Annotated in this window: 20 protein-coding genes; 4 read left to right on the top strand and 16 right to left on the bottom strand. The window is 64.9% G+C overall.

The genetic code is table 11. The features are described from left to right. The 5 genes from AC3WLX_RS24530 to AC3WLX_RS24510 all read right to left on the bottom strand — a co-directional run. Positions 1-2,285, bottom strand: a 2,285-nt coding sequence (locus AC3WLX_RS24530; RefSeq protein WP_492337898.1) for a caspase family protein, incomplete at its 3' end; no start/stop codon positions are given. Positions 2,286-2,497: 212 nt separating this feature from the next. Further along, entirely contained in the window at positions 2,498-3,025 is a 528-nt protein-coding gene (locus AC3WLX_RS24525) for a DUF2846 domain-containing protein (RefSeq protein ID WP_291630603.1), read from the bottom strand. 159 nt (positions 3,026-3,184) lie between these two features. Then, positions 3,185-3,928 carry a carbonic anhydrase gene (locus tag AC3WLX_RS24520; protein WP_492337897.1) on the bottom strand — a complete coding sequence of 248 codons (744 nt, stop codon included), beginning with the start codon at positions 3,926-3,928 and terminating at the stop codon, positions 3,185-3,187. A 130-nt stretch (positions 3,929-4,058) separates the two neighbouring features. Then, positions 4,059-7,562: a DNA polymerase III subunit alpha gene (gene dnaE, locus AC3WLX_RS24515; protein ID WP_492337896.1), complete on the bottom strand. Its 3,504-nt coding sequence runs from the start codon at positions 7,560-7,562 to the stop codon at positions 4,059-4,061. 456 nt (positions 7,563-8,018) lie between these two features. Then, entirely contained in the window at positions 8,019-8,744 is a 726-nt protein-coding gene (locus AC3WLX_RS24510; protein WP_492337895.1) for an outer membrane protein, read from the bottom strand. A gap of 253 nt (positions 8,745-8,997) precedes the next feature. Here AC3WLX_RS24510 and AC3WLX_RS24505 point away from each other — a divergent pair, with 253 nt between their 5' ends. Both AC3WLX_RS24505 and AC3WLX_RS24500 read left to right on the top strand, forming a co-directional pair. Continuing rightward, entirely contained in the window at positions 8,998-9,312 is a 315-nt protein-coding gene (locus AC3WLX_RS24505; RefSeq protein WP_492337894.1) for a DUF3551 domain-containing protein, read from the top strand. 1 nt (position 9,313) lies between these two features. Next, positions 9,314-9,580, top strand: coding sequence for a DUF3551 domain-containing protein (locus AC3WLX_RS24500; protein WP_492337893.1), 267 nt, complete (start codon positions 9,314-9,316; stop codon positions 9,578-9,580). Positions 9,581-9,633: 53 nt separating this feature from the next. Here the strand turns inward: AC3WLX_RS24500 and AC3WLX_RS24495 are convergent, their stop codons facing one another. Beyond that, entirely contained in the window at positions 9,634-10,272 is a 639-nt protein-coding gene (locus tag AC3WLX_RS24495) for an HD domain-containing protein (protein WP_492337892.1), read from the bottom strand. Positions 10,273-10,314: 42 nt separating this feature from the next. Further along, positions 10,315-10,776 (bottom strand): carboxymuconolactone decarboxylase family protein, encoded by a 462-nt coding sequence (locus tag AC3WLX_RS24490; protein WP_492337891.1) that lies wholly within the window; start codon positions 10,774-10,776, stop codon positions 10,315-10,317. A 115-nt stretch (positions 10,777-10,891) separates the two neighbouring features. Between AC3WLX_RS24490 and pdxR the strand changes: the two genes are divergently transcribed. After that, a complete protein-coding gene (pdxR, locus tag AC3WLX_RS24485) occupies positions 10,892-12,298 on the top strand; it encodes a MocR-like pyridoxine biosynthesis transcription factor PdxR (RefSeq protein WP_291619357.1) in 1,407 nt (468 codons plus the stop codon). Between the two features lie 148 nt (positions 12,299-12,446). Here the strand turns inward: pdxR and AC3WLX_RS24480 are convergent, their stop codons facing one another. Together AC3WLX_RS24480 and AC3WLX_RS24475 are read right to left on the bottom strand one after the other, a co-directional pair. Then, entirely contained in the window at positions 12,447-15,596 is a 3,150-nt protein-coding gene (locus tag AC3WLX_RS24480; protein WP_492337890.1) for a GAF domain-containing protein, read from the bottom strand. A 109-nt stretch (positions 15,597-15,705) separates the two neighbouring features. Continuing rightward, the gene (locus AC3WLX_RS24475) at positions 15,706-16,479 is read right to left on the bottom strand and encodes a helix-turn-helix transcriptional regulator (RefSeq protein ID WP_291619358.1); all 774 of its coding nucleotides are present in this window, start codon (positions 16,477-16,479) and stop codon (positions 15,706-15,708) included. 109 nt (positions 16,480-16,588) lie between these two features. On the opposite strand from AC3WLX_RS24475, the gene AC3WLX_RS24470 reads away from it, so the two are divergent. Beyond that, entirely contained in the window at positions 16,589-17,668 is a 1,080-nt protein-coding gene (locus tag AC3WLX_RS24470; protein WP_492337889.1) for an alcohol dehydrogenase catalytic domain-containing protein, read from the top strand. Positions 17,669-17,764: 96 nt separating this feature from the next. Here AC3WLX_RS24470 and AC3WLX_RS24465 read toward each other — a convergent pair whose 3' ends face one another. From AC3WLX_RS24465 to AC3WLX_RS24435, 7 genes are all read right to left on the bottom strand, one after another. Further along, on the bottom strand, positions 17,765-18,466 hold the full coding sequence (locus AC3WLX_RS24465) for an ABC transporter ATP-binding protein (RefSeq protein WP_492337888.1): 702 nt from the start codon (positions 18,464-18,466) through the stop codon (positions 17,765-17,767). Between the two features lie 7 nt (positions 18,467-18,473). After that, positions 18,474-19,754 carry a lipoprotein-releasing ABC transporter permease subunit gene (locus tag AC3WLX_RS24460; protein ID WP_291619362.1) on the bottom strand — a complete coding sequence of 427 codons (1,281 nt, stop codon included), beginning with the start codon at positions 19,752-19,754 and terminating at the stop codon, positions 18,474-18,476. A gap of 90 nt (positions 19,755-19,844) precedes the next feature. After that, positions 19,845-21,164, bottom strand: a complete 1,320-nt coding sequence (gene proS / locus AC3WLX_RS24455) for a proline--tRNA ligase (RefSeq protein ID WP_492337887.1) — start codon at positions 21,162-21,164, stop codon at positions 19,845-19,847. Between the two features lie 239 nt (positions 21,165-21,403). Next, the gene (locus AC3WLX_RS24450) at positions 21,404-21,940 is read right to left on the bottom strand and encodes a copper chaperone PCu(A)C (RefSeq protein ID WP_492337886.1); all 537 of its coding nucleotides are present in this window, start codon (positions 21,938-21,940) and stop codon (positions 21,404-21,406) included. 31 nt (positions 21,941-21,971) lie between these two features. Next, positions 21,972-22,469, bottom strand: coding sequence for a TlpA family protein disulfide reductase (locus tag AC3WLX_RS24445; protein WP_492337885.1), 498 nt, complete (start codon positions 22,467-22,469; stop codon positions 21,972-21,974). Then, entirely contained in the window at positions 22,466-23,677 is a 1,212-nt protein-coding gene (locus tag AC3WLX_RS24440) for a sialidase family protein (protein ID WP_492337884.1), read from the bottom strand. Before AC3WLX_RS24440 ends, AC3WLX_RS24445 begins: the two co-directional genes overlap by 4 nt. A gap of 26 nt (positions 23,678-23,703) precedes the next feature. Continuing rightward, positions 23,704-26,109 carry a TonB-dependent receptor family protein gene (locus tag AC3WLX_RS24435; protein ID WP_492337883.1) on the bottom strand — a complete coding sequence of 802 codons (2,406 nt, stop codon included), beginning with the start codon at positions 26,107-26,109 and terminating at the stop codon, positions 23,704-23,706. Between the last annotated feature and the right edge of the window lie 45 nt (positions 26,110-26,154).

The following is a 26,154-nucleotide window of genomic DNA, read 5'->3' as shown; positions in this document are numbered from 1 at the left end:
GGTCTCGCCAGCGCCTGGGGATGGGCTGCCGGCGTGGCGGGCCTGACGGCTTGCGGCGGCGGAGCCGGCCGGTGCCCCTGCCCCCCGGACGGCTCCCGGGCAGCCACCGGCGGGGGCGGCGCCGCGGGCCTGACCGCGGTCGGGGCGGCCGGTTTGCCGGCTGTGCTCGGGGCCGGCAAGACGCCCGGCTGGGCGCTGGTGGGCCTGCCGCGCGGGTCAGTTGCGGACAAGGGCGCTACCCCCGGCTTGGGCAGTCCGGCGGAGGGCGGCGTTGAACCTCCAGGCGCCGACGGCGGGTTGGGCGCCGTGGCAGTCGCAGCGGGTTTGCCCTGAGGTGGAGCAGTGCCGGGCGCGCGTCCTGCTCCGGCTGGGGGCGGCGGTCCGCCAGGGGTCCCGGGCACCGGCAAGGTATTGGCCTGCGGCAACGTATTGGCCTGCGGCGGCACATTGGCCTGCGGCGGCTTGGCGGCCGCCGGTGCTGGCGGGGGCGCAGCCGCGCTGCCGGCAGGGGCGGTTGCGGTCGGGCTTGGCGCGGCGTTCGGCGCGACAGCGGCGGGCATCCGCCCTGCCCCGGCCGGCGGCGGCGCGGGTGTGGCAGGAGCAACATTGGCCGGAGCGACATTGGCCGGTGCCGGTGCCGCGATGCCCGGCCTCGCCGTCGGCTGGATCGTTGCGCTCGGCGGCATCGGCGCCTTGCCCTGCTGGATCAGGGCGGCGCGCTGGACCACAGCCTGCGGCACCGCAGGACCTGCCGGATTGGCGCGTCCGGCGACGGCCGGCGCCAGATTGGCCGGTCCGCCCCCTGGGCCTGCTCCCCCCGCAGGCGGCGGCGCCGGCGGGCGGTTGATCACGGTGTTGATGACCGTCGTGTTGTGGATGTTCTGATAGATGATGTTGTTCGGCGGCGGCGCGACATAGACCGGCGGCCTGACGAACACCGGGATCGGCACGAACACCGGCTGCGGCAGCACGAACAGCCCGACCACCGGCAGCGGCGGCGGCAGCACGACGAACTCCGGCGGCGGCGGCGGCAGATAGTAGACCGGCGGCGGCGGGGGCGGCACGAAGCCGAAATCGGGATCGCTGAAATACAGCACCGGGCGATCGACATAGACCACCTCCTCCGGCGGCGGCGGCGGCACGTCATAGTCGATCATGGCGAAGCTCGGCGGCGGCTCGAGCGGTGCGGTCAGGATCGCGAGCCTGCGCCGGGCATCGCCTGCATGCGGCCCGCGCGGATAGCGGCGCAGGTACGACCAGTAGGCGTCCGGCGTATCGGCGCGATAGGTCCGCCGCCAGGTTATCGCTTCCCGGCGCGCCGCCGCGATCGCCCTCACGCGCTTTGCGAGCGGATCATTCGGATAGGCCGCGAGGAATTCCTCATAGGCCGCGAGCGTGTCGCGCTCGAGCGCGGCGGCATAGGCATCCTGCACGCCGAGATCGCGGATCGGCTTGTTGCGGATCGCGGCGACCTGGTCGGGCGCGGCTTGCGGCGGCGGCGCATCGGGCCCGCGCTCGAAAAAGGAGAACGGCGCCGATATCTTCTGCTCGTTCCAGGGTACCTGCGCGCCCTTGCTGGTTTCGTTGACGCGGAGACGGACGCGGTCGAACACCTCTTGCAGCGGCAGGCCGCCGGTGCGGATCATCTCGGCCAGAGACTGGGCATAGATGCCGTAAGGTCCCGCTTCCTCCGGCGCAACCGTGCCGGGCGCGGCGTTGAAGGCGATCAGCATGTTGGCCTCGGGCTCGACCAGCGCGAGGCCACTCGCGATCGGCTGTCCGCCCTCGATGAAGGGCTGCGCACGGGCCGCGTCGAGCACGACGATGCTGGCCTTGAGCGGAATCGACGCGAGCTGGCGGACATAGTCGCTGATGCGCAGCGCCTCGGTCGGAATGTCGGTGTCGCGAGCGATGTTGGAATCGACCGGGACGAAATAGTTCTCGCCGGCCAGCTGCAGGCCATAGCCGGCAAGATAGATCATCGCGACGGTGCCCGGTCCAGAAGCCTGGGCCTTCTGGATGAAGTCGCGCAAGCTCTTGCGCAGCGTGTCGCCGTCGAGATCGCGGGCACCGACCACGTCGAAGCCCGCCGCCTGCAGCGTCTGCGCGATCAGGCCGGCATCGTTCGCAGTCGTCGCCAACGGCGATTTGGCATAGGCGCCGTTACCGACCACGAGTGCAAGGCGCTTTTCCTGCGCTTGCGCGCGCGCCGGTTCTGGCGCGACGGCGGCAAGGGTGAGGAACGGCAGGAGAAGGCAAATGACGACCCGGAGCGTCCCATGCATGGCTTTCTCGCCCGCTGTTGTTGTTGATGTGCCACGGCGCATCAGGCGCGCAGCCGGCTGAACGGTGGTTGAACGAAAGGCTCGGATTGAGGCAGTGACGTGGCCACGCCACAGGAGGTGGTTCCTGTCAGCCTCAAGTCAGCTCGAAACCATGCAAGGCGCGGTCAAGTGCTTGATCCCCGGCGATCGAAGCCAAGGATGTCGGGCACACCTCACTCCACTGCCTGCAATTCGGCGAGCTTGGTTTGCGCGGTCGCCTCGTCGAGCGGCACGAGCTCGGCCGGCCCGGGATTGGCCTCACCAGCGGTCGCGATCGAAACCGCTGCGAGTCCGACCAGCCCGCCGAGAACCGCGCCGCCGGTTGTAGCATCGTGCCTCGGGCTGCTTTTGATCAGATAGAAGTGCGTGCGGCCGGCTTCCATCACGATCTCGCGCTTGGTGTCGCCCGGAAACATCAGTTCGGTCACCAGCAATTGGTGCCGGCCCGCCGGCCGATCGGCATAGACATACTTGCCAGCCACGACCTTGCCGAGCGGCGCGCCGTCGAGCTTCACCTCGCAGGCGCAGATCGCCATGCTGAGGCCATTCCTCTTGTCCTGGAGCAGAACGATGCGCGAATGCCCGGCGCGCGGAGGCCCGACCTTCTTCGAAACAGAGGCAAAGTCGGTCCCGACCTGATTGGTAACACAGCCCACCAGCATCACGCCAACGGCCAGCAACAACGCGGCTCGTCGCAGCATTTCGCACACCCCAGTCCATTCCCCGGGATGCATGCTAGCTGGAATCAGCGCCAGGTTGCAACACCATCGACGACCATTGCGCCGATTGCGTTCTACGGGTTTCCGGCGGCCGGCCTGTGCTGGAAGAGGCCGGCCGCCCCGCTCCGATTCAGGCGAGCCTCAGGCCTGCGCGAGTAACTCGACCGTCCCGGTGCTCAGCCGATAGATCCCACCGACCACCTTGAGCTTGCCCTGCTCGACTGCTGCGTTGAGGATCGGGGCAGCCGATTTCAGCTTGGCGACGTTGTCCATGACGTTCTGGCGGATGGCGTTGTCGAGCGCGTTGCCGCTCTGCTGGGCCGCTGTCTTCACCGCCGGCGCGATCGCCGCGACGAGCGAGGGAATGTGCCCCGGCAACGGCTTGCCGTCCTGCAGCGACTTGATCGTCGCGTCGACCGCACCGCAATTGTCGTGGCCGAGCACCAGGATCACCGGCGTCCCGAGCACCGCGACGGTGTACTCCATGCTCGCAACCGTCTCGTCGCCGGCAAAATTTCCGGCGACGCGGCACACGAAGAGGTCGCCGCGTCCGCTGTCGAAGGCATATTCCGGCGCGATGCGGGAATCGGCGCAGCTCAACACGGCCGCGTACGGATTCTGACCGCCGACCAGCGCCTCGCGCTCGTGCTTGAAGTCGTGGCGCCGCGACACGCCCGACACATAGCGCGCATTGCCGTCCATCAGCCGCTTCAGCGCCGCATCGGGCGACAACACGTTCTGCGGCTTCGGCGGCGCCTTCGCCTCCTTCGCCAGCGCGGACCCGCCAAGCGCCGCCGCCGCAAGTGCCGAACCGGCGAAGAGCATCATCGCGCGCCGGGAGGGAGCAACAGCTTGATGCAGATTTTCAGAGCATTTGTCGCACATGGTTGTTTTTCTTCCTGGTTTCCCGCCAAACGAGATCGTCGAGGCAGCAACTGATAGCTGCGCTCGCGCAAGTTCGAAACCACGTGCGAGCCGAATAGTTAAGCCTTGGTTTGCGGCGATGCAGGCAATGTCAGAGTTGCTGCACGTCCACCACCCCCGCGACCGCCTTGATCGCGCCGGCGATCTGGGGCGAGACCTTGAAGCGGCCGGGCAGCTTCATCTCCACCTCCGTCTCGAGGTCGATCATCATCACCAGCGAGACCTCGCCGTCGCCGTTTCCGCGCGGTGCGATGCCGGGACTGCCGACCTTCGGCGCACTGCCGTTGGAGGCCGCCATGTCGGGCCCGGCAAGACGCTTGGCGATGGACTCCAGCGGCTTGGTGTCGCGAAGGAAGATGCGCAGGCCCTTCTGCGTCTTGGCCGCGGCGTCATCGAGCGGCTCGGCGTGGAGCACGCGGGCGCGGACGTCCTCGCCCTGGAGCTCGGCCCCCAGCTGCAGCAGCACGGCCGCGCCAGGCTCCAGCACGTCGCGATATTGCGCAAGGCCTTCGGAGAACAGCACCGCCTCGAAATGGCCCGTGGGATCCGAGAGCCCCATGATGCCCATCTTGTTGCCGGTCTTGGTGCGCCGCTCCATGCGCGAGACCACGGTGGCAGCGACCTTGCCCGCGGTGGCGCCGGTCTTCACCGCACGCGAGAACTCGGCCCAGCTCTGCACCCGCAGCCGCTTCAGCACGGTCGCGTAGTCGTCGAGCGGATGTCCGGACAGGAAGAAGCCGATGGCGTCGTATTCCCGCCGCAGCCGCTCGGCCGGCAGCCAGGGCTCGACCTGGGGCAGCATGATCGTCGGCGCATCCGCCGACATGCCGAACATGTCGTTCTGGCCGATGGTCGCAGCTTCGTTCGCGCGCTGGCAGGCGGCGAGGATCGCGTCCGCGCCCGCAAAGACGCGCGCCCGATTCGGCTCCAGCGTGTCGAAGGCGCCGGCCGCCGCGAGACTTTCGATGATGCGCTTGTTGATCGCGCGCGGCGAGACCCGCGCCGCGAAATCGGCGAGCGAGGTGAACAGGCCGCCCCTGCTGCGCTCGGCGATGATCTGCTCGATCGCCTGGATGCCGACGCCCTTGAGCGCGGCGAGCGCATAATAGATCGTCTTCTCGCCCACCTCGAAGGTCGCCCCGGACCGGTTGATGTTGGGCGGCTCGACCTTGATGCCGAGACGCTGCGCTTCGGAGCGGAATTCGGACAGCTTGTCGGTGTTGTTGAGATCGAGCGTCATCGACGCCGCGATGAACTCTACCGGGTAATGCGCCTTCATGTAGGCGGTGTGGTAGGACACCAGTGCGTAAGCCGCCGCGTGACTCTTGTTGAAGCCGTAGTCGGCAAACTTCGCCAGGAGTTCGAAGATGGTCTCGGCCTGCCCCTTCGGCACGCCGTTCTTGATCGCGCCCGCGACGAAGATGTCGCGCTGCTTGTCCATCTCGGCGCGGATCTTCTTGCCCATGGCGCGGCGCAAGAGGTCGGCGTCGCCGAGCGAATAGCCCGACATCACCTGCGCGATCTGCATCACCTGTTCCTGGTAGATGATGACGCCGAAGGTCTCTTTCAGGATCGGCTCCAGCACCGGATGCAGATATTCCGGCTCCTCGTCGCCGTGCTTGCGCGCGCAATAAGTCGGGATGTTCGCCATCGGGCCCGGGCGATAGAGCGCGACCAGCGCGATGATGTCCTCGAAACGGTCGGGGCGCATGTCGATCAGCGCGCGCCGCATGCCCTGGCTTTCAACCTGGAACACGCCGACGACGTCGCCGCGCGCCAGCATCTGGTAGCTCTCGGCATCGTCGATCGGCAGCGTCGCGAGATCGACATCGATGCCGCGCGGCTTGAGCAGCTTGCAGGCGACGTCGAGCACGGTCAGCGTCTTCAGGCCGAGGAAGTCGAACTTCACGAGCCCCGCGGGCTCGACCCATTTCATGTTGAACTGGGTCACCGGCATGTCGGATTTGGGATCGCGGTAGAGCGGCACGAGTTCGCTCAAGGGGCGATCGCCGATCACGATGCCGGCCGCGTGGGTCGAGGCGTGGCGCGTCAGGCCTTCGAGGCGCTGGGCGATGTCGAAGGCGCGCGCCACCACCGGGTCTTCGTCGCGGAACGCCTGGAGCTTCGGCTCGCTCTCGATCGCGGCGGCGAGCGTGACCGGCGCCGCCGGATTCTGCGGCACCAGCTTGGTCAGTTTGTCGACCTGGCCATAGGGCATCTGCAGCACGCGACCGACGTCGCGCAGCACGCCGCGCGCCTGCAGCGTTCCGAAGGTGATGATCTGCGCGACCTGGTCGCGGCCGTAGCGCTCCTGGACGTACTTGATCACCTCGCCGCGGCGGTCCTGGCAGAAGTCGATGTCGAAGTCCGGCATCGAGACGCGTTCGGGATTGAGGAAGCGCTCGAACAGCAGGCCGAACTTGATCGGGTCGAGGTCGGTGATGGTCAGCGCCCAGGCGACCAGCGAGCCTGCGCCCGAGCCGCGGCCGGGCCCGACCGGGATGCCCTGGCTCTTCGCCCATTTGATGAAGTCGGACACGATCAGGAAGTAGCCCGCATATTTCATGCGGGTGATGACGTCGAGCTCGAACGCGAGGCGCTTGTTGTAGTCCTCGTCCGTCGTGCCCAGCGACAGCCCGTGCACGCGCAGGCGGTTGGCGAGCCCCTCCTCTGCCTGACGCTTCAGTTCGGCGGCCTCGACCGACGCGGCGTCCGAGCTCTGCGCGGCGCCGACGGTGAAGAACGGCAGAATCGGCTTGCGCGTCATCGGCCGGAACGAGCAACGCTCGGCGATCTCCACCGTCGAGGCCAGCGCCTCCGGAATGTCGGCGAACAGCAGCGCCATCTCGGCGCGCGTCTTGAAGCGATGATCGGGCGTCAGTTGCACGCGGTCGGTCTCGGCGATCAACCGGCCGCCGGCGATGCAGAGCAGCGCATCATGCGCCTCGTAGTCGTCGGTCGAAGCGAAATACGGCTCGTTGGTCGCAACCAGCGGCAGCCCCTTGGCGTAGGCGATGTCGATCAATCCGCTCTCGACGCGCCGCTCCTTCTCGACGTTGTGGCGCTGCAATTCGACGTAGAGACGGTCGCCGAACAGGCCGGCCAGACGCTCGCAGCGCGCGGCGCCGAGCTCGGCCATGCCGCCTGCGAGCGCCAGCGAGATCGGCCCGTCCGGTCCGCCCGTCAGCGCGATCAGCCCCTCGGTCTCGCCCTCGAGCCAATCGAACCTGATGAACGGTGCATGGCTGTCCGGCGATTCCAGGAACGCGCGCGAGTTGAGCCGCATCAGGCTGCGATAGCCGCGCTCCTGCGCGGCGAGCAGCACCACGCGGGACGGCCCGATCGCGTTGCGCGCATTCGGATCCTGATCGCCGAAATCGATCGCCAGCTCGCAGCCGACGATCGGCTGGATGCCGGAGCCCGCCATTTTGTCGGAGAACTCCAGCGCACCGAACATGTTGTCGGTGTCGGTCAGCGCCAGCGCCGGCTGGTGGTCCTTCTTCGCAAGCTCGGCAAGCTTGGCGATCTTGATCGAGCCCTTGAGCAGCGAATAGGCCGAGTGAACGTGAAGGTGAACAAATCCGGCGCTCGGCATGGTCGCGTGACGGCCTCTAACAGATGGAATGGAGCGGTCGCCGGCTCCTCAAGGCATCATGCGCCTGTGCGGCCGACTCGCACCCCCAATGGTGCGGTGCCGCGCCGCGAGAGTCCACGCAGGAAGCGCCACTTCGCCCCGTCCTCCCGCTTTTCCCCAACCGGACACGCTTGGAGCCTCCGGACTCAGAGCTGCGGTATGACCTGGGCCCAGATCGCGATCATCCCGACGAACAGCGTGATCGACGCCAGTGCGGCGGCTTCTTCGACGAAAACCCTGAACATGTCTCGCTCCGTTGCTAGAACGTATGAGGAACATTGTTCTCTTTTCGTTCTCGGGAGTCAAGCGCGGCGGATGATCTCGAGGGGGAATGGTTAACTCGCTGAATTCCCGCAACAAAAAAGCCCCGGCCAAGGCCGGGGCTTTCGATGATCGCTGGAAGGAGAGCGATCTTTATCAGTAGCGACCCATCATCGGACCGCCGAACTTGTAGTTCAGGCGGACGAGGCCCATGTCGACGTCCTGCTTGATGCGGTCGGTTCCCGCTAGGCCGGCGAAGGTGACATCCTTGTCCGACAGGAAGATGTGGTTGTATTCGACGCCAACCGACCAATTCGGCGCGAAGCCGAACTCGAGACCGGCACCGACCGTGCCGCCCCAACGGGTCTGGTCGTTCGAGGACAGCAGCGCGCCCGAAGCCGTGCTGAACACTTCATACTTCGCGCCGACCACGGCTGCACCGCCCTTGACGTAGAGCAGCACGTTGTTCCAGGCGTAACCGACCTGACCGGTAATCAGACCGAACGAGTCGATCTTCGAGCGGTTGCGGGTTGCGAACAGAGCGCTGACGTTGTCGCCGGTGAAGTCGGCCCAGTTGCCCTGACCTTCCACGCCGAACACGAACTGACCGTACTGCATGCGATAGCCGATCTGGCCACCGACCGTACCGCCGGTCGCATCATGCGAACCCTCGCGGCCGCCGCCGACGAGATCCCAGGTGCTGTGAGCCGAACCGCCGCCGCCGTTGACGCCGATGTAAAAGCCGCTCCAGTCGTACACCGCAGCGATCGCCGCCGGCGGCGCCTTGGTGTAGGGCCGAGCCGCGAGGTCAGCAGCCAGCGCCGGTGCAGCCGCGCTGAGCGCAACCAGGCTGACGGCAGCAAGCAACAAATTCTTCTTCATTTGATTCCCGTTCCAGTTTCTTCAGTAGGCCCCCGGGCCGTGGCGTCGTCATATCAGCGATCGACGGAATTGCTGTAACCACGACGCAACAGTCCGTTCGAAAGGGTCTCGCCCGTTAACGAATGTTAGTCAGCGCCTGCGCGGAAACCCTTTGAAACAAGTATTTTCCTGAGTTCCAATGTCGACTACAGATCATCAGCTGCATGCACGCGTGACGTCGTCGCGCGCACATTCGCGTGATTGGAGAATCGAAATGCGCGTTCAAGTTATCCATCCCATTATCGCCACATTTTCGCTCGCATTCGTCACACTCGTACTCGCATCGAGCACGCCCGCGCGCGCATTCGGCAAGAACCATCCCTTCTGCCTCACCGGTGACGAGTGGCCGGGACTGAGCAATTGCAGGTTCGACACCTACGCGCAGTGTCAGGCGAGCGCGTCAGGACGCGCGCTGACCTGCATCGCCAATCCGTTCTTCGCCGGACAGAGCGACGACCCCTACGCGTATCAGAATCGTCCGCGCACCCTGACGCCAGGCTACGCGCCGGGCTATTACGGGGCGCGCTGAGATGCGAAGCGCGCGCCTTGCACTCCTCGTGATCGGCCCCCTGCTCGCAGGAGGATCCGCAAGCGCACAAACCTATGATCCGAGCTATCCGGTCTGCATGCAGATCTACGGCCCGGTCGGCTATTTCGAGTGCAGCTACGCATCGCTTGCGCAGTGCCGCTATCTCGCCGTCGGACGCTCCGCGAGTTGCGTGGTGAATCCGTATTTTCCGTCGAGCAAGCCGGCGCCCCCTCACCGCCCGAGACGCCCCGCCGTTCGCGCCGGATGATCAAAGCCGTTCCGCTGATGCCGGGCATGCCGTGACGGAGCGGCAGCCTCCCCTCAGCTCTGCCAGGGCGTGTTGCGGATGCGCGTGCACGCGTTCGGCTTGCGGAAGCCCGGATCGTGATCCTCGATGTAATCGAAGTTGACCGTCCCGAACGTCGTCTGCGGCTTCTTCAGCGCTGAGCAGGTCTGCACCTTCAAAAACCCGTTCTTGAAGTCGCCGCGCGGGAACGCGGAGATCACCTGGTCGCGCTGCTCCGGCGTGTACTCGTCATATCCGATGCCCACGACGTCCACCAGGACGCCTGCGTTGGTGAGCGCGATCTCCGGTTTCATATATTGCGGAATGCCGGGGGTGGTGTGTAGCGCGATTGCTTCCCACACCAGGTCGGCTTGCGGCTCGGCAATGCCGCGCGCCCGCAGAAAGTCGCGCGCGGCGTCGGCGCCGTCGACCTCAAACCGCTTGGTCTCGGTGTGGTAGTGATCGACGAGACCGAGGTCGTGAAACAGCGCCGCGACATACAGCAGTTCGGGATCGAACTTCAGCTTCTGACGCAGCCCCTTGATCGCGCCGAACACGTAGACGCGAACCGAATGGTTGAACAACATCTCGCCCTCGTAACTGCGCACGAGTTCGGCAGCCTCGCGCGCCAATTGACTGTCGGGGATTTTGACGCCGGAGATCACGCTCGTCATTTTCAGGCTCCTGCTTTCTGTTTCGGCTAATGCCATTCGCCGTCAGGCGGCATTCTCGAGCACGGCCTGCGGCGTTTTCCGGAAGCTGATCGACATGCGATTGTACGCATTCATCAGACTGATCGCGATCGTGAGATCGACGAGCTCGCGCTCATTGAAGACCTTGCGGGCGGCTCGATAGGCATCATCCGGAACGTTGGTCTCGGCGACGCGGGTGACCGTCTCGGCCCATGCAAGGGCGGCGCGCTCGCGCTCGTCGAAGAGATTGCCGGCCTCCGCCCACGCCTGGACCAGCGCCAGCTTTTCGATCTTCACGCCGCCCTTGAGCAGGTCGCGCATATGCATGTCGAGGCAATAGGCGCAGTTGTTGATCTGCGAGACGCGGAGATAGACCAGGGTGACCAGCGTCGCGGGAAGCCCGCTCTGCATGACGTAGCCGTAGACGCCGCCCAGCGCCTTCGCGCCTGCCGGTGCAACGTGGTTGTAGTCGAGACGTTCACTCATCTGCTTGCTCCTTGATGATCGGAGGGATGAACACTCCCCGTTACCCCCTTAGGTGTCCCTGTTCTGGTCCACGAAAAAGTACCAAGAACGCGCAAAAATCGTGTACCACTCAGGCATGACCAAGCCGCTGCGCCTGGAGCTGGATCGATCTGCGAAGACGCCGTTGGCCGAGCAGATACACAGGGGAATCAGGGCCGCCATCGAGAGCGGCGTGCTCGCCCCCGGCGCGCGCCTGCCCTCCTGGCAGGATCTGGCCGCCCAGCTCGGCGTCGCGCGCGGCACCGTGCGGGTCGCATACGAAAAGCTCTCATCCGCCCAACTGATCGTCGCAAGCCGCGCGACTGGAACACATGTCGCGGACCGGCCGCGCTTTCCGGTGCGGCGGGACAAGGCCCCGGCCCCAGGCTCTTTCATGGAGATGTACCAGGAGCTCACGGCCGGGCCGGCGATCTTCCAGATGGGCGTGCCTGCGCAGGAGACCCTTCCTGCGACGTTGCTGGCGCGGATGCGCGCGCAGGCGGTCCGCATCGAGATGAGCGCACCGGCGATCTATCCTGATCCGCGCGGTGAGCCGGCGCTGCGGCGCGAGATCTCCGCCTACCTTGCGCTGGCGCGCGGGATCGAATGCGCGCCCTCCCAGATCATCATCACCGGCGGTTTCAGCGGCGGCCTTGGCCTGACTCTCCGCGTCCTCGGCCTCGAGCAGAAGAAGGCCTGGATGGAGGATCCGGGCTTTCCCTTCACCCGGCACGGCCTCAAGCTCGCGCGAACATCGATCGTGCCGATCCCCGTTGACGCCGACGGCATCGATGTCGATTTCGGCCTGAAGCATGCTCCGGATGCGGCACTGGTGGTCGTGACGCCAGGACAGCAGGCGCCGCTCGGAGCGACATTGTCGCTGGCAAGACGCTCACGCCTGCTCGACTGGGCCACGCAAAGCAAGGCGTGGGTGATCGAGGATGACTATCTGAGCGAGCTTCAGCTCAAGGGCCGGGCGACACCGGCGCTCGCCTCGCTCGACCGCGCCGGTCGCGTCATTCACATCGGCTCTTTCAGCAAGACCGTGACTCCTGCTCTGCGACTGGGCTTTGTGGTTGCACCCGCCGCTCTGGCGGCGCGATTTGCCGAAGTTGCGGCGTGCCTCGTCCCTGCGCCTGGACCTGCGGTGCAGCTCGCGCTGGCCGATTTCATTAGCGACGGCCATTATCTGCGGCATCTTCGGCGCACGAAACGGCTCTACGCAGCGCAAGCCGATGGTTTGCTGAAATACCTGCGCCCCCGCACTGCCAACGTTGCGATTGCCGGATTGGCGGCGGTCCTGCGCTTGCCGGAGGGAGCATCCGATCTGGCCATCGCCAGGGAAGCGGCACCGCTTGGCCTCGCGCCTACGCCGCTATCGCTCTGGTCTGCGTCGAAGGGCACAGCGCGCCCAGGACTGTTGCTCGGCGTCGCAACGTCTCCTCCAGCGAGGATCGAGGCATCCTGCGATCGGCTCCTTCAGATCATCGATCGACTGATGTGATAAATACGCGGCGGCGTGTCCCTCAAAGGTCTTCTTGCGAAAGCCGGGACAACGCCCTCATGCAACGGGAGAGATCTATTCGAAAATCGTCTGGGACAAGCTTCATCGCCCGGCGTGCTCGAATCGAAGGGCGCCTGACACGACGCGCTCAACACTCGTCGAGCAGATTGCGGACCTTGGCGGCCAGGTCTTCGATCGCAAAGGGTTTGGACAGCAGGTGCTTGCCGGCGTCGAGCACGCCATTGTGGACGATCGCGTTGCGCGTATAGCCGGTGGTGAACAGCACCTTCAGATCGGGGTGCCGCCTCGACAGTTCGGCCGCGAGTTCGGCACCTGTCATGTCGGGCATGACGACGTCGGTGAACAGCAGATCCGGAACGAAGCCGCCTTCGATCTTTCTGATGGCATCCCTGGCGCTGGCAGCCTCGACGACGATATAGCCAAGCTCGCGCAGGCTTTCGGACGAGATGCTGCGGACTCGCTCGTCGTCCTCCACGACGAGAATGGTCTCGCTCTGACGGCTCGCACCCGCATATGACGCGCTTTCCGAGGGAGGAGAGACCGGCTCCTCGCCGGCGAAACGAGGCAGATAGATCTTCACGGTCGTCCCGACATCGAGCTCCGAATAGATTTTGACATGGCCGCCCGACTGCCGCACGAAACCGTAGACCTGGCTGAGGCCGAGGCCGGTCCCCTTGCCCACGACCTTGGTCGTGAAGAACGGATCGAAGACTTTTCCCAGCACGTCTTCCGCGATGCCCGTGCCGTTGTCCGTGACCGCGATAAGAACGTACTGCCCCGGCTGCAGGGCGTATTCGTGGGCATACTTTCGATCGATCGAGGCGTTGGCGGTTTCGATCGTCAGCCTGCCGCCCTTCGGCATGGCGTCGCGCGCATTGACCGCAAGATTGATCAGCGCGCTTTCCAGCTGCGCCGGGTCCGCCTTGACGCGCCACAGGCCGGCCATCAGCACGGTCTCGAGCCGGACCAGCTCGCCGAGCGACCGCTCCAGCAGCTCACTCATCCCGCCCACCATCTTGTTGATGTCCAGGACCTCGGGCGCAAGCGGCTGTTGCCGCGAGAACGCCAGCAGCCGTTGGGTCAAGGTGGCAGCGCGGTTTGCACCGTCTATCGCGCTCTCGAGGAAGCGGTCGATGTTGAGCTCACCCTGGCCGAGCCGCCGTTTAGCCAGATGCAGGCTGCCGAGGATGACCGCGAGCATGTTGTTGAAGTCGTGGGCGATGCCTCCGGTCAATTGCCCGACCGCTTCCATCTTCTGCGATTGCCGCAATTGCTCCTCGGCCTTCATGCGTTCGGCGATCTCGTCGGCAACACGCTGCTCCAGCCCGGCATTGAGGGACTCGAGCCTGGTCAACAACCGGGCGTTGTCGATCGCCGTCGCGGCATGGCCGGCGATGCCGAGCAACGCCGCCTCATGTTCTTCCTGGAATCGACCTGGCTCCGCGTGACCGAAAAAAAGCCCGCCGAGCACTTCGCCGTTCCGCGAGACGACGGGGACCGCTAGGTAGGACCGGACCGGAAGATGGCCTTCGGGCATGCCCTTCCGCGGCGCGTTCTTGCCATAGCGCGGGTCCTGCAGAATGTCGTCAGACCGCACCACGCCCGTGCCCTTGAACGTCGGCTCGAACACGGCCGTGTTGCGCGGCATCGGAAAGTTCTCGAAAGCGGACCGCGGCGCGCCGGACAGCGAATACAGCATGTAGCTGCCGCCGTCCGCTGCCACGACGTTGTAGAAAAAGGCTCCGAATTGGGCGCCGGTCAGCTCGACGCCGGCATCCGTCACGATCTGCACGATCTTGCCGAGATCGCGTTCGCGAGCGACCGATGACCCGGTGTCGTTCAGGATCCTCAGATGTCGTTCGGTTTTCTTTTGCGCGGAGATATCCAGCACCGTCCCGATGAATCGAACGGCCTGGTCCTTGGAAAAAATCGCGCGACCGGTTGCGGCGATCCAACGCTCGATGCCGTCCTCGATACCGACGGTCCGGAACTCGATGTTGTAGCTCGCCGGAGAATGAGGGTTCAGGGCTGCCGACACGGCCTCATGGGTGCGTTGCCTGTCGTCGGGATGAAGACCTTGCAGGAATGAGCCTTCGTAACTGACCTCGGCGTCCGCTGATAAACCGAACACCTCCTTGCAGCGGCTATCCCATCGCAGAACATCGTTGACCGGATCGAAATCCCAGGTGCCGATGCCGGCGGCCTTGTTCGCGAGCACCAGGCGTTCGGCAGCTTCCCTCGCTGCCTGCTCCGATCGGACGCGCTCGATATGCGCCCATGACCGCTCCGTCACTTCGCTGAGCAAAGCAAGCTCGCGCGAAGCCCAGCGATGTGGTCCCCGGTGGTGAATCGCCATCAAGGCGTTCAATCGGCCTTCCTTCACCAATGGCATGCAGATCGTCGAGCCGATCCCGATCCGCTGAAAGGCAGCGGCTGCCTCGGGCGCGATCTCCGTCGAATTGTCGTTGATGACGAGCGGCCTGCCGGCACCCAGCTCTCGCACCGCCTTCTCGCCGAAATCTGCGAGGCTATAGTGCCCGAGGATGTGCATGGCACCTGGCGCTGCCCAATCCCCGCGTATGGTGAAGCCGTCCTGATCAGGATCCATGTCGGCATAGGCGCAGTTCGAGACGCCGAGATACTCGCCGACCATTCTCGTCGTGACCGCCATGACGCCGTCCGCGTCGCTGGTCTTTGCCGTTTCCTTGTTGAGAGCGTCCAGGAAGAGCAGGCGCGCCTCGTTCTCCCGCAACGCGCTCTCGGCCCGGCGGCGTTCGACCGCTGTGCGGGTGCGTTCGGCAACCTCGCGGATGAGCTCCAGCTCCGCGGCGCTCCATGGGCGCGGCGTAGCGTTGTTGAGGTAGAGCAGCGCAACGACGCCATCGGGTTCGGAGATCGGCATGTTGACGAACGCGCACGCCGAGATTGCCTCGAGGGCTCGGGCGCGGTCGCCGACGCGCGGGTCTTTCTCGGCATCGGCGCAGATGACCGTCTCGCCCCGCTTCAGGTCCTCGATATAGCTGCCATAGTCGCGAAAGCGCAGCACGCCCGCCAGGCTCGTTATGCCCGGAGCGTTCCAGTCGCGCGCGATGGTGATGGTCTCGGCCGAGGTATCGACGGTGCCGTAACCTGCACGGCTGACATTGAGGCTGCGGCCAAGCAGCTCCGCCGCCGCATAGGCGAGATCGTCGGGATCACCGATCTCCCGAATAAGGTCGCCGAGGCTGGCTAAGACGGCATTGCGGTCGGCCGAGGGCATCCCGGTCGCTGTCGTCATCGGTCACCCCCGAACACGTCCCTCGCTCCACCTGCTTACCGATGAAACGGTAACCGTAGGGCGGCGGTTAGGTTCCCGGCGCGGTCCAGGCCGGGCCATTGCAACGGACTCACGCAGGCGTATAGATCACGAGCTTGAGCGCCGGATCGTCGTTGGCCTGGAAGCTGGAGTGCTCGAACCGGAGCAAGCCCTTGGTCGGATGGTTGATGGTTTTGAGTCCAGAGGCCGTGCTGCGGATCTCGTGCGCCTCCCACCATTTGACGAATTCCGGACTGCCCTCGCGCAGTCGCGCGACCAGCTCGGTGAAGGCGGGGTCGCCGGCCCAGACATCGTGCGTCGCGCGAAACATCGCAACCATGCGCTTGGCTAGGTCGGCCCACCCCGCCCCGTAAGATTTTCGCGCGCGCTTGTTGGTCATCATCAGCAGCAGCGTGTTGCGGTCCTCCTCCGGCAACCGGCCAAACGCGAAGATATCCTCGGCCGCCGCATTCCAGGCCAACACGTCCCAGCGCTGCCCCGTGATGTAGGCCGGATGGGGGAGGCTCTCGACCAGTCGCAAGATCGCAGGCGGCACGATCTCGCGCGTGAACGAACGCCTGTCGCCATTGCGTGCCAAGGCCTTCAGATGCGCGTGCTCGGTCTTACCGAGACGAAGCGCGCGGGCCAGTGCGTCGATGGTGGTGGCGGAGGGGCTGACGGTACGGCCCTGCTCGAGGCGGATGTACCAGTCGACGCCGATTCCAGCGAGTTGAGCCACCTCCTCGCGGCGCAGCCCCACGGTCCGGCGCCGGCTGCCTGCAGGCAGCCCGACCGTCTTCGGCGTCAGCTTTTCGCGGCGGGAGCGAAGGAAATCGCCGAATTCGAGGCGGCGTGGATCAGCCATGATGTCGCTCCCGCAGGAAGGGCCTTGACAATACTAGGATAATACCAGGCCTTCCTGGCCCTTCCAAGTGGGCTCACATCGTCTTCACCCGCGACCTGGAGGTGAACATATGAAAGCTGCCGTGCTGAAATCCTTCGGATCGCCACTGATCATCGAGGACGTGCCCGAGCCGATCCTCGGCACCGGCGAGGTCATCGTCGACGTCGTCGCCACGCGCGTGTTGTCCTACGCCAATGAAGTCTTCAGCGGCGAGCGCAAATATCTGCTCGATCTGCCCGTCATCCCCGGCTCCGGCGGCATCGGCCGAGTCAGGCGGATCGGCCCTGACGCGACGCATCTGGCCGTCGGCGACTGGGTTCTGTGCGATCCGACCGTTCGTTCACGGGACGACGTGCAGGCTCCCGACATTACGCTGCAGGGCTGGAGCGCGCGCGGCGAAGGCGGGATGAAATTACAGAAGCACTTCCGGCATGGCTCGTTTGCGCAGCAGATCATGGTGCCGACCGAGAACGTCAAGCGCCTCGGCGCGATCACGCCGGCCGAAGCGACACAATGGTGCGCGATCGGCACCATGCTGGTCGCCTATGGCGGCTTCCTCGCGGCAAAGCTGCAGCCCGGCGAGATCGTGCTGGTGAGCGGCGCGACCGGCAACTTCGGCAGCGCTGCGGTGGCGGTCGCGCTCGCGATGGGCGCGGCCTGCGTGGTGGCGCCAGGCCGCAATGACAAGATCCTGGCCGATCTGGTCCGTCGTTTCGGCGATCGCGTCAGGCCGGTCAAGCTTGCGGGCGTCGAGGATGAGGACCGCGAGCGGATGAAGCGCGCTTCGCCTGGGCCGATCGACTGCGTGTTCGACATCATGCCGCCTTCGGTCAGCCCCAATGTCGTGCGCGCGGCGATCATGACGGTGCGGTCCTATGGACGCGTGGTGCTGATGGGCGGCGTCGGCATGCTCGGCGGCCCCGGCCTGGAGTTGCCCTACAATTGGATCATGCGCGATTGCATCACCATCCACGGCGTCTGGATGTATCCGCCTGACGCGGCGACCCGCCTGATCGCGATGGTGCGGTCGGGCCTGCTGCGGCTCGATCATTACCAGGCCACGGAATTCGACCTCGACCACGCCAACGAAGCGGTCACCCACGCCGCCGCCAGTGCCGGACCGTTCAAAATGACGGTGATCAGGCCTTGAAACCCGGGGAGCGCGGCAGAGCGCCGTCGCCATTTTTTTCGTCAGTCCAGCCAAGCACTTGGCTACTGTGCATGGGGTTGTTTTTGGGGTTCGTGGCTATTCGAGCTCGACCACCTGGCCGTTCGACAGCGACACGCGCCGGTCCATGCGGCCGGCGAGCTCCATATTGTGGGTCGCGATCAGCATGGAAACGTGCGTCGCCTTGACCAGCTGCATCAGCGCCTGGAACACGTGATCAGCCGTGTGCGGGTCGAGATTGCCGGTCGGCTCGTCCGCAAACAGCACACGCGGCGCGTTCGCCACCGCGCGTGCGATCGCGACGCGCTGCTGCTCGCCGCCGGACAGCTCGGCCGGGCGGTGGGTGATGCGGTCGCCGAGGCCGAGATAGCCGAGGATCTCCTTGGCACGCTTGATGGTCTCGGACTTCTTCAGGCCGCGGATCATCTGCGGCAACATGACGTTCTCGAGCGCCGAGAACTCCGGCAACAGCCGGTGCGACTGGTAGACGAAGCCGATATCGGTTCGGCGCAGCTGCGTGCGCTCGATGTCGGGTAGCTGCGAGGTCGGCGCGCCCGAGACATAGACCTCGCCGGAATCGGGGGCCTCGAGCAGCCCCGCGATATGCAGCAACGTCGACTTGCCCGACCCCGACGGCGCCACCAGCGCGACCGATTGGCCGGCCCACAGCGCCAGATTGGCGCCGTCGAGGATCGTCAGCGGCACCTCGCCCTGCAAGTACTGCCGCTTTATCTCGTGGAGATAAATGACCGGTACATCGTCCGCCCCCTGCTGCTCCATCAGCCCCTCACTCGTACCGCAGCGCTTCGACGGGATCGAGGCGCGCGGCGCGCCACGACGGATAGAGCGTCGCCAGGAACGACAGCGTCAGCGCCATGATGACGACGGCCGTGGTTTCGCCGACGTCGATCTCGGCAGGCAGTTTCGACAGGAAGTAGAGCTCCGGCGAGAACAGCTCGGTCGAGGTCAGCCAGGACAGGAATTGCCGGATCGATTCAATGTTGAGGCAGATCACGAGGCCGACGCAGAAGCCGACCAGGGTGCCAACCACGCCGATCGAGGCACCCGTGATCAGGAAGATGCGCATGATCGCGCCCTGCGAGGCGCCCATGGTCCGCAGGATCGCGATGTCACTGCCCTTGTCCTTCACCAGCATGATCAGGCCGGAAACGATGTTGAGGGCGGCCACCAGCACGATCATGGTCAGGATCAGGAACATCACGTTGCGCTCGACCTGTAGCGCATTGAAGAAGGTGGAGTTGCGCTGCCGCCAGTCGACCAGGAACACCGGCCGACCCGCCGCCTCTGTCACCGCCTTGCGGAAGGCGTCGATTTTGTCGGGATTTGCTGTGAACACCTCGATCGAGGTGACGTCGTTGCTGCGGTTGAAATAGGCCTGTGCTTCGGGGAGCGGCATGAATACGAAGCCGAGATCGTACTCGGACATGCCGATCTCGAATACCGCCACGATCTTGTACGGCTTGATCCGCGGCGTCGTGCCCATTGGCGTGACCGCGCCCTTCGGCGCTACCAGCGTGATGCTGTCGCCGGCGTGCAGCGACAGCTGGTCGGCGAGTCGCCGGCCGATCGCGACGCCCTGCCCTGTGTCGAAGCCTTCGAGCGAACCCTGCTTGATGTTCTTGGCGATCGAGGTGAGGTTGTTCAGATCTTCGGAGCGGATGCCGCGCACCAGGACGCCGGATGCATTCCACGGCGATGACGCCAGCGCCTGGCCGTCCACGACCGGCGCGGCGAGCCGGATGCCCTCGACCTGGCTGAGGCGGTCGGCGACGTCCTTCCAGTCGGTCAACGGCGATTCCAGCGGCTGGACCAGAATGTGGCCGTTGAGGCCCAGGATCTTGTCGAGCAGCTCCTTGCGGAAGCCGTTCATCACGGCCATGACGATGATCAGCGTCGCCACGCCCAGCATGATGCCGAGAAAGGAGAACCCGGCGATGACCGAGATGAATCCCTCCTTGCGGCGCGCCCGCAAATAGCGCCCCGACAGCATCCACTCGAATGGCGCAAAAGGCGCGGTTTGCACGGTTTCGGTCATGGTCTCATCCATCGCTCGATAATCCCATGATTCGGGGTCAATTGTGGCCGGATTGGCGGCCGCGATATCGCGCGACGAACAATATTCAGTCGACCAGGCCTATCAGCCCACAAGTCTTGCGACCGCATCCGCAGGCGACATGGTCTCGCGGGCGCCGTCACTGCGCCGCTTGATCTCGACCTTGCCGTCGGCAAGGCCCTTCGGCCCGATCATGATCTGCCAGGGGATGCCGATCAGATCGGCGGCGGCGAATTTGGCGCCGGCGCGCTGGTCGGTGTCGTCGTAGAGCACGTCGACGCCCTTGGCCGTGAGCTCGGCATACAGTTTCTCGCACGCCGCATCGACCGCCGCATCCCCCTGCTTGAGGTTGAGGATCGAGACACGGAACGGCGCCACCGCCTCCGGCCATTTGATGCCGGCATCGTCGTGGCAGGCCTCGATGATGGCACCCAACAGGCGCGAGACGCCGACGCCATAGGAGCCGCCATGAATCGGCACATCGACGCCGTCGGGACCTGCGACCAGCGCCTTCATCGGCTCCGAATATTTGGTGCCGAAGTAGAAGATCTGGCCGACCTCGATGCCGCGGGTGTTGACCCGCTTGTCCAAGGGCACTTCCTGCTCGAACCGCGCGGCGTCGTGGACGTCCTCTGTCGCCGCATAGACCGAAGTCCATTGCTTGATGATCGGCGTGAGGTCGCTCTCATAGTCGACGTCTTCGCCGGGCACCGGCAGGTCGAGCACGTCGCGATTGATGAAGACGCCGGATTCGCCGGTCTCGGCGAGCACGATGAATTCGTGGCTGAGATCGCCGCCGATCGGCCCGGTCTCGGCGCGCATCGGGATCGCCTTCAGCCCCATCCGCGCGAAAGTGCGCAAGTATGCGACGAACATCTTGTTGTAGGCGACGCGCGCCGCGGCCTCGTTGAGGTCGAAGGAATAAGCATCCTTCATCAGGAACTCGCGGCCGCGCATCACGCCGAAACGCGGACGCTGCTCGTCGCGGAACTTCCATTGGATATGATAGAGATTGAGCGGCAGGTTCTTGTAGGACTTCACATAGGCGCGGAATATCTCGGTGATCATTTCCTCGTTGGTCGGCCCGTACAGGAGCTCACGCTTGTGGCGGTCGGCGATGCGCAGCATCTCCGGACCGTAGGCGTCGTAGCGGCCGCTCTCGCGCCAGAGGTCGGCGAGCTGCAGGGTCGGCATCAGGACCTCGATCGCGCCGGAGCGGTCCTGCTCCTCGCGCACGATCTGCTCGATCTTCTTGAGGACGCGAAAGCCGAGCGGCAGCCAGGCATAGATGCCGGCGGCCTCCTGCCGGATCATCCCTGCACGCAGCATCAGCCGATGCGAGACGATTTCCGCCTCCTTCGGATTTTCCTTCAGAATGGGCAGAAAGAACCGCGACAACCGCATGGCAATACTCTGTGAATCAGTGATCGCCTGCAGTGAAACCGGATTGAGAGAGAAAACACAAGCCGGGAATGAGGAAAAGCCGCTAAGGCTGCGAAATTCCTCGTCATTCCTCCATCGGCTTCAGGTTCGGCTCGCGCCAACGCGGCGCCCCATTACGGCGGCGCCGCCTTGATAGTCCCAAAGCGTCCGGCTCGAAACCGGTCACCGCCCTGTTAAGCCAGCGCCCGACCGGACCGGTCTCACTTCATCTTCATTCCGGAATGATCCGGCGTTTTCTTCATGTCCCCGTGGCCCGCGTGTCCGGCCTCGCCCGGCGCCTGCGCCCCGACGCCCTGGACGTCGAGGGAAACGGCGACCTTGCCCGCCTTCTCGAACTGAAGCGTCACCGGCACTTTGTCGCCTTGCTTGAACGGGCCCTTCAGTTCCTGGAGCATCAGGTGATTGCCCCCAGGCACGAGCTTCACCGTCTTGCCGGAATCTATCGTCAATCCGTTGTCGAGGGGGCGCATCTTCATCACGCCGTTGTCCATCGACATCTCGTGAATCTCGGACTTGCCCGCGATGTCCGCGGAAACGCCGACCAGCCTATCTGCGACGGCTCCCTTGTTCTCGATCGTGAGATAGCCGCCCGCGACCTTGGCGCCGCCCGGCGTCGCACGGCTCCACGCCTGCGAGATCACGAGGTCGCCGGCCTTGACGTCGGCGGCGATCGCCGGCGCCGCGCAGCTTGCAAGAGCGAACGCAACGAGCAGCACATCTTTCAACCCGGTCTTCATATCTGCATTACCTCTTTTTGGAGACTGAACTTCAGTGTTTGGAGAGCTGTTGCGCCGACCATTTCTCGAGATCGGGAATCTCGGCAGAGCCTTCGATCGTCGTGACGGTCCCATCGCGCGAGAACAGCATCGTCCTTGGGATGTCGCCCTGCCAGGCAGGGTCGATCTCGAACCGCAGGCGTTCGACGAAGCCGTCGCTGAAGATGAAGTTCTCGGTCGACGACAGTCCCGCCTTGTCCAGCATCGATTGCGTCGCGGCCGGCAGGTTCGGCACGAGATCGGCGCTGATCGTGACGACATCGATTTCGGGGTGGTCCTTTGCAAATTGTCCAAGCAGCGGCAGTTCGACCTTGCAGGGACCGCATGTCACGCCCCAGAAGTGCACGAGCATCGGACGCCCCGCGTGGCCCTTCAGAACGCTTTGCCAGGTGCCGCGTTCGAATAGCTTGAGAGCGGGAGGCGCCCCCAGAGCGGCCGCGGATCCGATCAGGATACCCAGCCCCAGAATGGCTGCAAATCGGCGTCTCATGGTTGATCCTCGATCGCTGTGAGACGATAGCCGTCGGCTTTCGTCATCCATGACAGATACACTTGCCGGCCATTGGCGACGAGCAAGGGATGGTCAGATGTATCGCTCGTGCTCGATATCGTCCTGGGCGGCGACCAGGTCGCGCCGTCGTCGCGGGAGATCATCATCTGGACCGAAGTCTTCTCGCCGTCGAACTCCTTCCAGACCATCACGGTTCCGGCCGGGCTCGCGAGCACGAAGGGACGGGTCGGATTGCGGCCCGGCTGCCCAAGCGGCATCGGCGCAGAGAACGTGCGGCCCTCGTCGCGCGAATGCGCGTAGAACAATCCCTTCCGCGCCTTGCCATTCGTGTACCAGGCGACGTGATAAGTTCCGCTCGGCGCAACGGTGAGGCTTGGCCCGTGATGCGGGCAGGCGTTGATCTGCCAGTCGTCGGTGCTGACCCGGCGAACTTCGCCTGAAGTCGCGACGTCGGTGAAGGTCATGACCGCATGGTCGCGCACACCGCCGGCGAAGATGTTCCTGAAGATCACGACCGGCCGCCCGGGGGCCGCGAACGCCAGTCCCAAACGGCAGCACTCGCAGGTACCGTCACGCGCCAGTTGGGCCTCCGCATAGGTGGCACCGCCATCGCGCGACGAGGCAAAGAACAGCGCCGCTCCCTCGTACTTCCGCCCCGCCTCTTTCGCAGGGACACGATTGCGCTTGTCGAGCCAGGCCGCGAAGACTGTTCCGTCCTCGTCGAGCGCCAGCGCCTCAAAGCGCTGGCTCTCGTTGCTGGCGGTGATGGGCTTCAGCTCGGCGAAACTCTTTCCGCCATCGGTCGAGCGCGTGGTGAGCACCTGGCCGTTGAAGGCCTCGTCCCTGAAGATCGAGAACGCGACGGCGATCCCGCCCTTGCGATCGACCGCGATCTTCGGCCGGGCGTCCGGGCCCCAGTCGAGGTTCAGCCGCTTCGTCGTGACCTGGGTGGGGATGGAGAAACTTCGTCCCTCATCCCGCGAACTCGCGACCGAGACCTGCCCGCCTGCCATCCAGACCAGCCACAGCGTCCCGTCCGGACCGAAGGCGGGCGTCGCCTTGGTCGCGCAGCGCAGCGCCGGCTCCTCACAGGCAGCTTCGGACGCATGCGGGGCACGCATCTGCGCCTTCGCCTCGCCTTGCACGCACGCGAGAGCGAGGATCGCGAGCACGCCGGTGCGGATCATGGCCCATCTCCCTTCGCGAGCGCCGATCATCTGAATGCCACTTTCATACCCGCAACAAATGTGCGCGGCGAGCCCGCATAGATCGATCCTGTCGTGTTTGCGAGCACGCTCGCTGGATTTTGAAGCCCGGCGCCCGTGACGGTGTTCGCAATGTTGTTGGCGGAGGCGATGTAGGTGCGATCGAACACGTTCCTGACTTCGAGAAACAGATTCAGGGACCTGAATGTGTCGGACATCAGATCGGTCGTGTAGTGAACATTCATATTGACCAGCTCATAGCCCGGCGCTTTCAGCAGGTTTGCATTGTCCATGTAGAACGAGTCCTTCCACTGGACCTCGACGAAGCCGCCCAGGCCGGCCAGCGGCCCGGCGAACGCGTCATAGCCAATTCGAGCGGTCAGCTCGTTGGGCGAGATACCGGGAATCTTGTTTCCGGCACGATTGAAGCTGAACACCGCACCATTGGTGATGTTCTCGACATATTCGGTATAGACCTCGTCGAGATAGGTGTACGCAGCCATGAACCGCCAGCCCGGATAGAACTTCCAGTCGGCGGCAAGCTCGATGCCGCGATGCTCCGACCGCGGCGCGTTGAACGTGTAGCTCGCGTTGGGTGAGCCGGCAGGCGTCGCCTGGCTGACGATCTCGTTGCGGAAGAACTCGTAGAAGCCGGTCGCGCTGAGCTTGAGCGCGTTGTTCGGCGTCCAGTCGAAACCGAGGTCGTAACCAAGATTTTTCTGCGTCTGAAGCTGAGTGTTGTTTCCAGACAGGCCGGTCGGAAGAACGAAGAGATTCGATACCTGCGGCGTGCCGTATCCCGTCGCGACCCGTCCGCGGAACAGCCATTCGTTGTTGAGATTGTAGAGGAGCGCCAACTCCGGCGCGGCATTCTGGAACTGCCGATCCGCAGTCGTGAGCGTCGGCGTGGTGATACCGGTGGGACCTGCGTATGCATAGGCCGTGTTCGTCCCCTTCAGCAAGGTGGTCTCCCAGCCGACGCCGGCGATCGCCGTCAGCGAGGTTGTCAGCCTGAGCTCTTGCCTGGCTCGCACGCCATAATTGGTCGTTTCGCTGAAGAGATTGCTCGAGAGCCTGCCGAGCGTGGCATTGCCCCCCGGCATCACGTTCCGCGTGTCACTCGACGCCGTCAGGGTGTTGTAGAACGCGCCGAAGAACGTGGTCGACTCCAGGCCGAAAAGCTCGCCGCGCTTGGTGAAGTCGCTCATGTAATTGTACGATGGAAAATCTCCGATCGCGCCGGTCGTGCCGGTCGGCTGGCTGATGTTTCGGTCGTCGAAGACGAACTGGTTGCGCCAGGTCAGGGTGTTGTCGAAATCGTGCTCCCATCGGCCGCCGACAATGGTTCGGCGATCGTTACGTCCGAGCCCGGCCTGCAAAGCCGTCTCCGTGTCGGTCCCGGCTGTTGCGTTGAAGCCGTTGTTGAACAGCCTGACTGTCCCGCATCCCGCGGCGGCTGTCGCACCGGTCGTACACCCCTGCTGGAACGGGTTGAGATAGTACTGGTTCAGTGATTGCCGGATCGGCAGCCGCGTGCTGAGGTCGTTGTTGATGATCTTGACCGTGAGACGATCGTCGGGCGTCGCCTTGAGCGTGCCGAGAAAGTTGACCGTCTGAGTGTTGAACCAGCTGTTGCCGAGGTAGCCGTCACCCCGCACGTCGCTCGCGAACAGCGAGCCCTCGAAATTCCCGACCTTCTTGCCGGCGGCCAGGTAATTGTTGAGATAGCCGTAGCTGCCGCCGTCCACGCCATATTCGACGCCGTCGATCGTGCCGCCCGGCCGCGTCCGGAAATTGAGCGCGCCCCCGGTCGCATAATTGCCGTAGAGCGCCGACGAAGGCCCACGGATCACGTCGATCGCGCCATAGGCGTGAGGATCGATCAGGTCGCTCCGCGACAGGCCGTCCGGCTGCGTCACCGGGAAGCCGTCCTCGAAAATCACGAGATTGCGGATGGCGAAACCGTTCCTGGCGTTGGAGCCCCGAATCGAGATGCCGAAATCCCGTGGACCGTTGCCCTGCTTGACCGAGATGCCGGGACTGTCCCGCAAGATGTCGCTGACCGAAAACGCCGGGCGATTGTCGAACTGGCTACGATCAATGGTGGTCGCGGTCTGGCCGGCCGGCGACTGGTTGAGTCCAGCCCGCACGTTAGCGGCGCTCGTCTTGGCGTTTGATCCCACGGCGCCCTCGGCGGTGTTGCGCACGACCGGCTGCGCCGCCCTGGCCGCCGAGGCGGCGCGCGCTCGCGAGGGCCGGGTGACAGGCTTTGGGCGGGAGGCCTGCGGCGCCTCGACCGTCACAGCCGGGATCGTTTGCGAGGCCGACTGGGCGAGCGCGTCTGAACCGAATGGGGCCACCAGTCCGACGAGCACAGGCAAGCCCGCGCGCCCCATTGCACGAATGCGTAACATCTCTTGAATTCCTGACATCCGGCACCTCGGCCGGTTCATTGAGCA

The sequence above is a fragment of the Bradyrhizobium sp. FW305-F6 genome, assembly GCF_058782905.1.
This window is presented reverse-complemented; position numbering and strand designations above follow the sequence as displayed.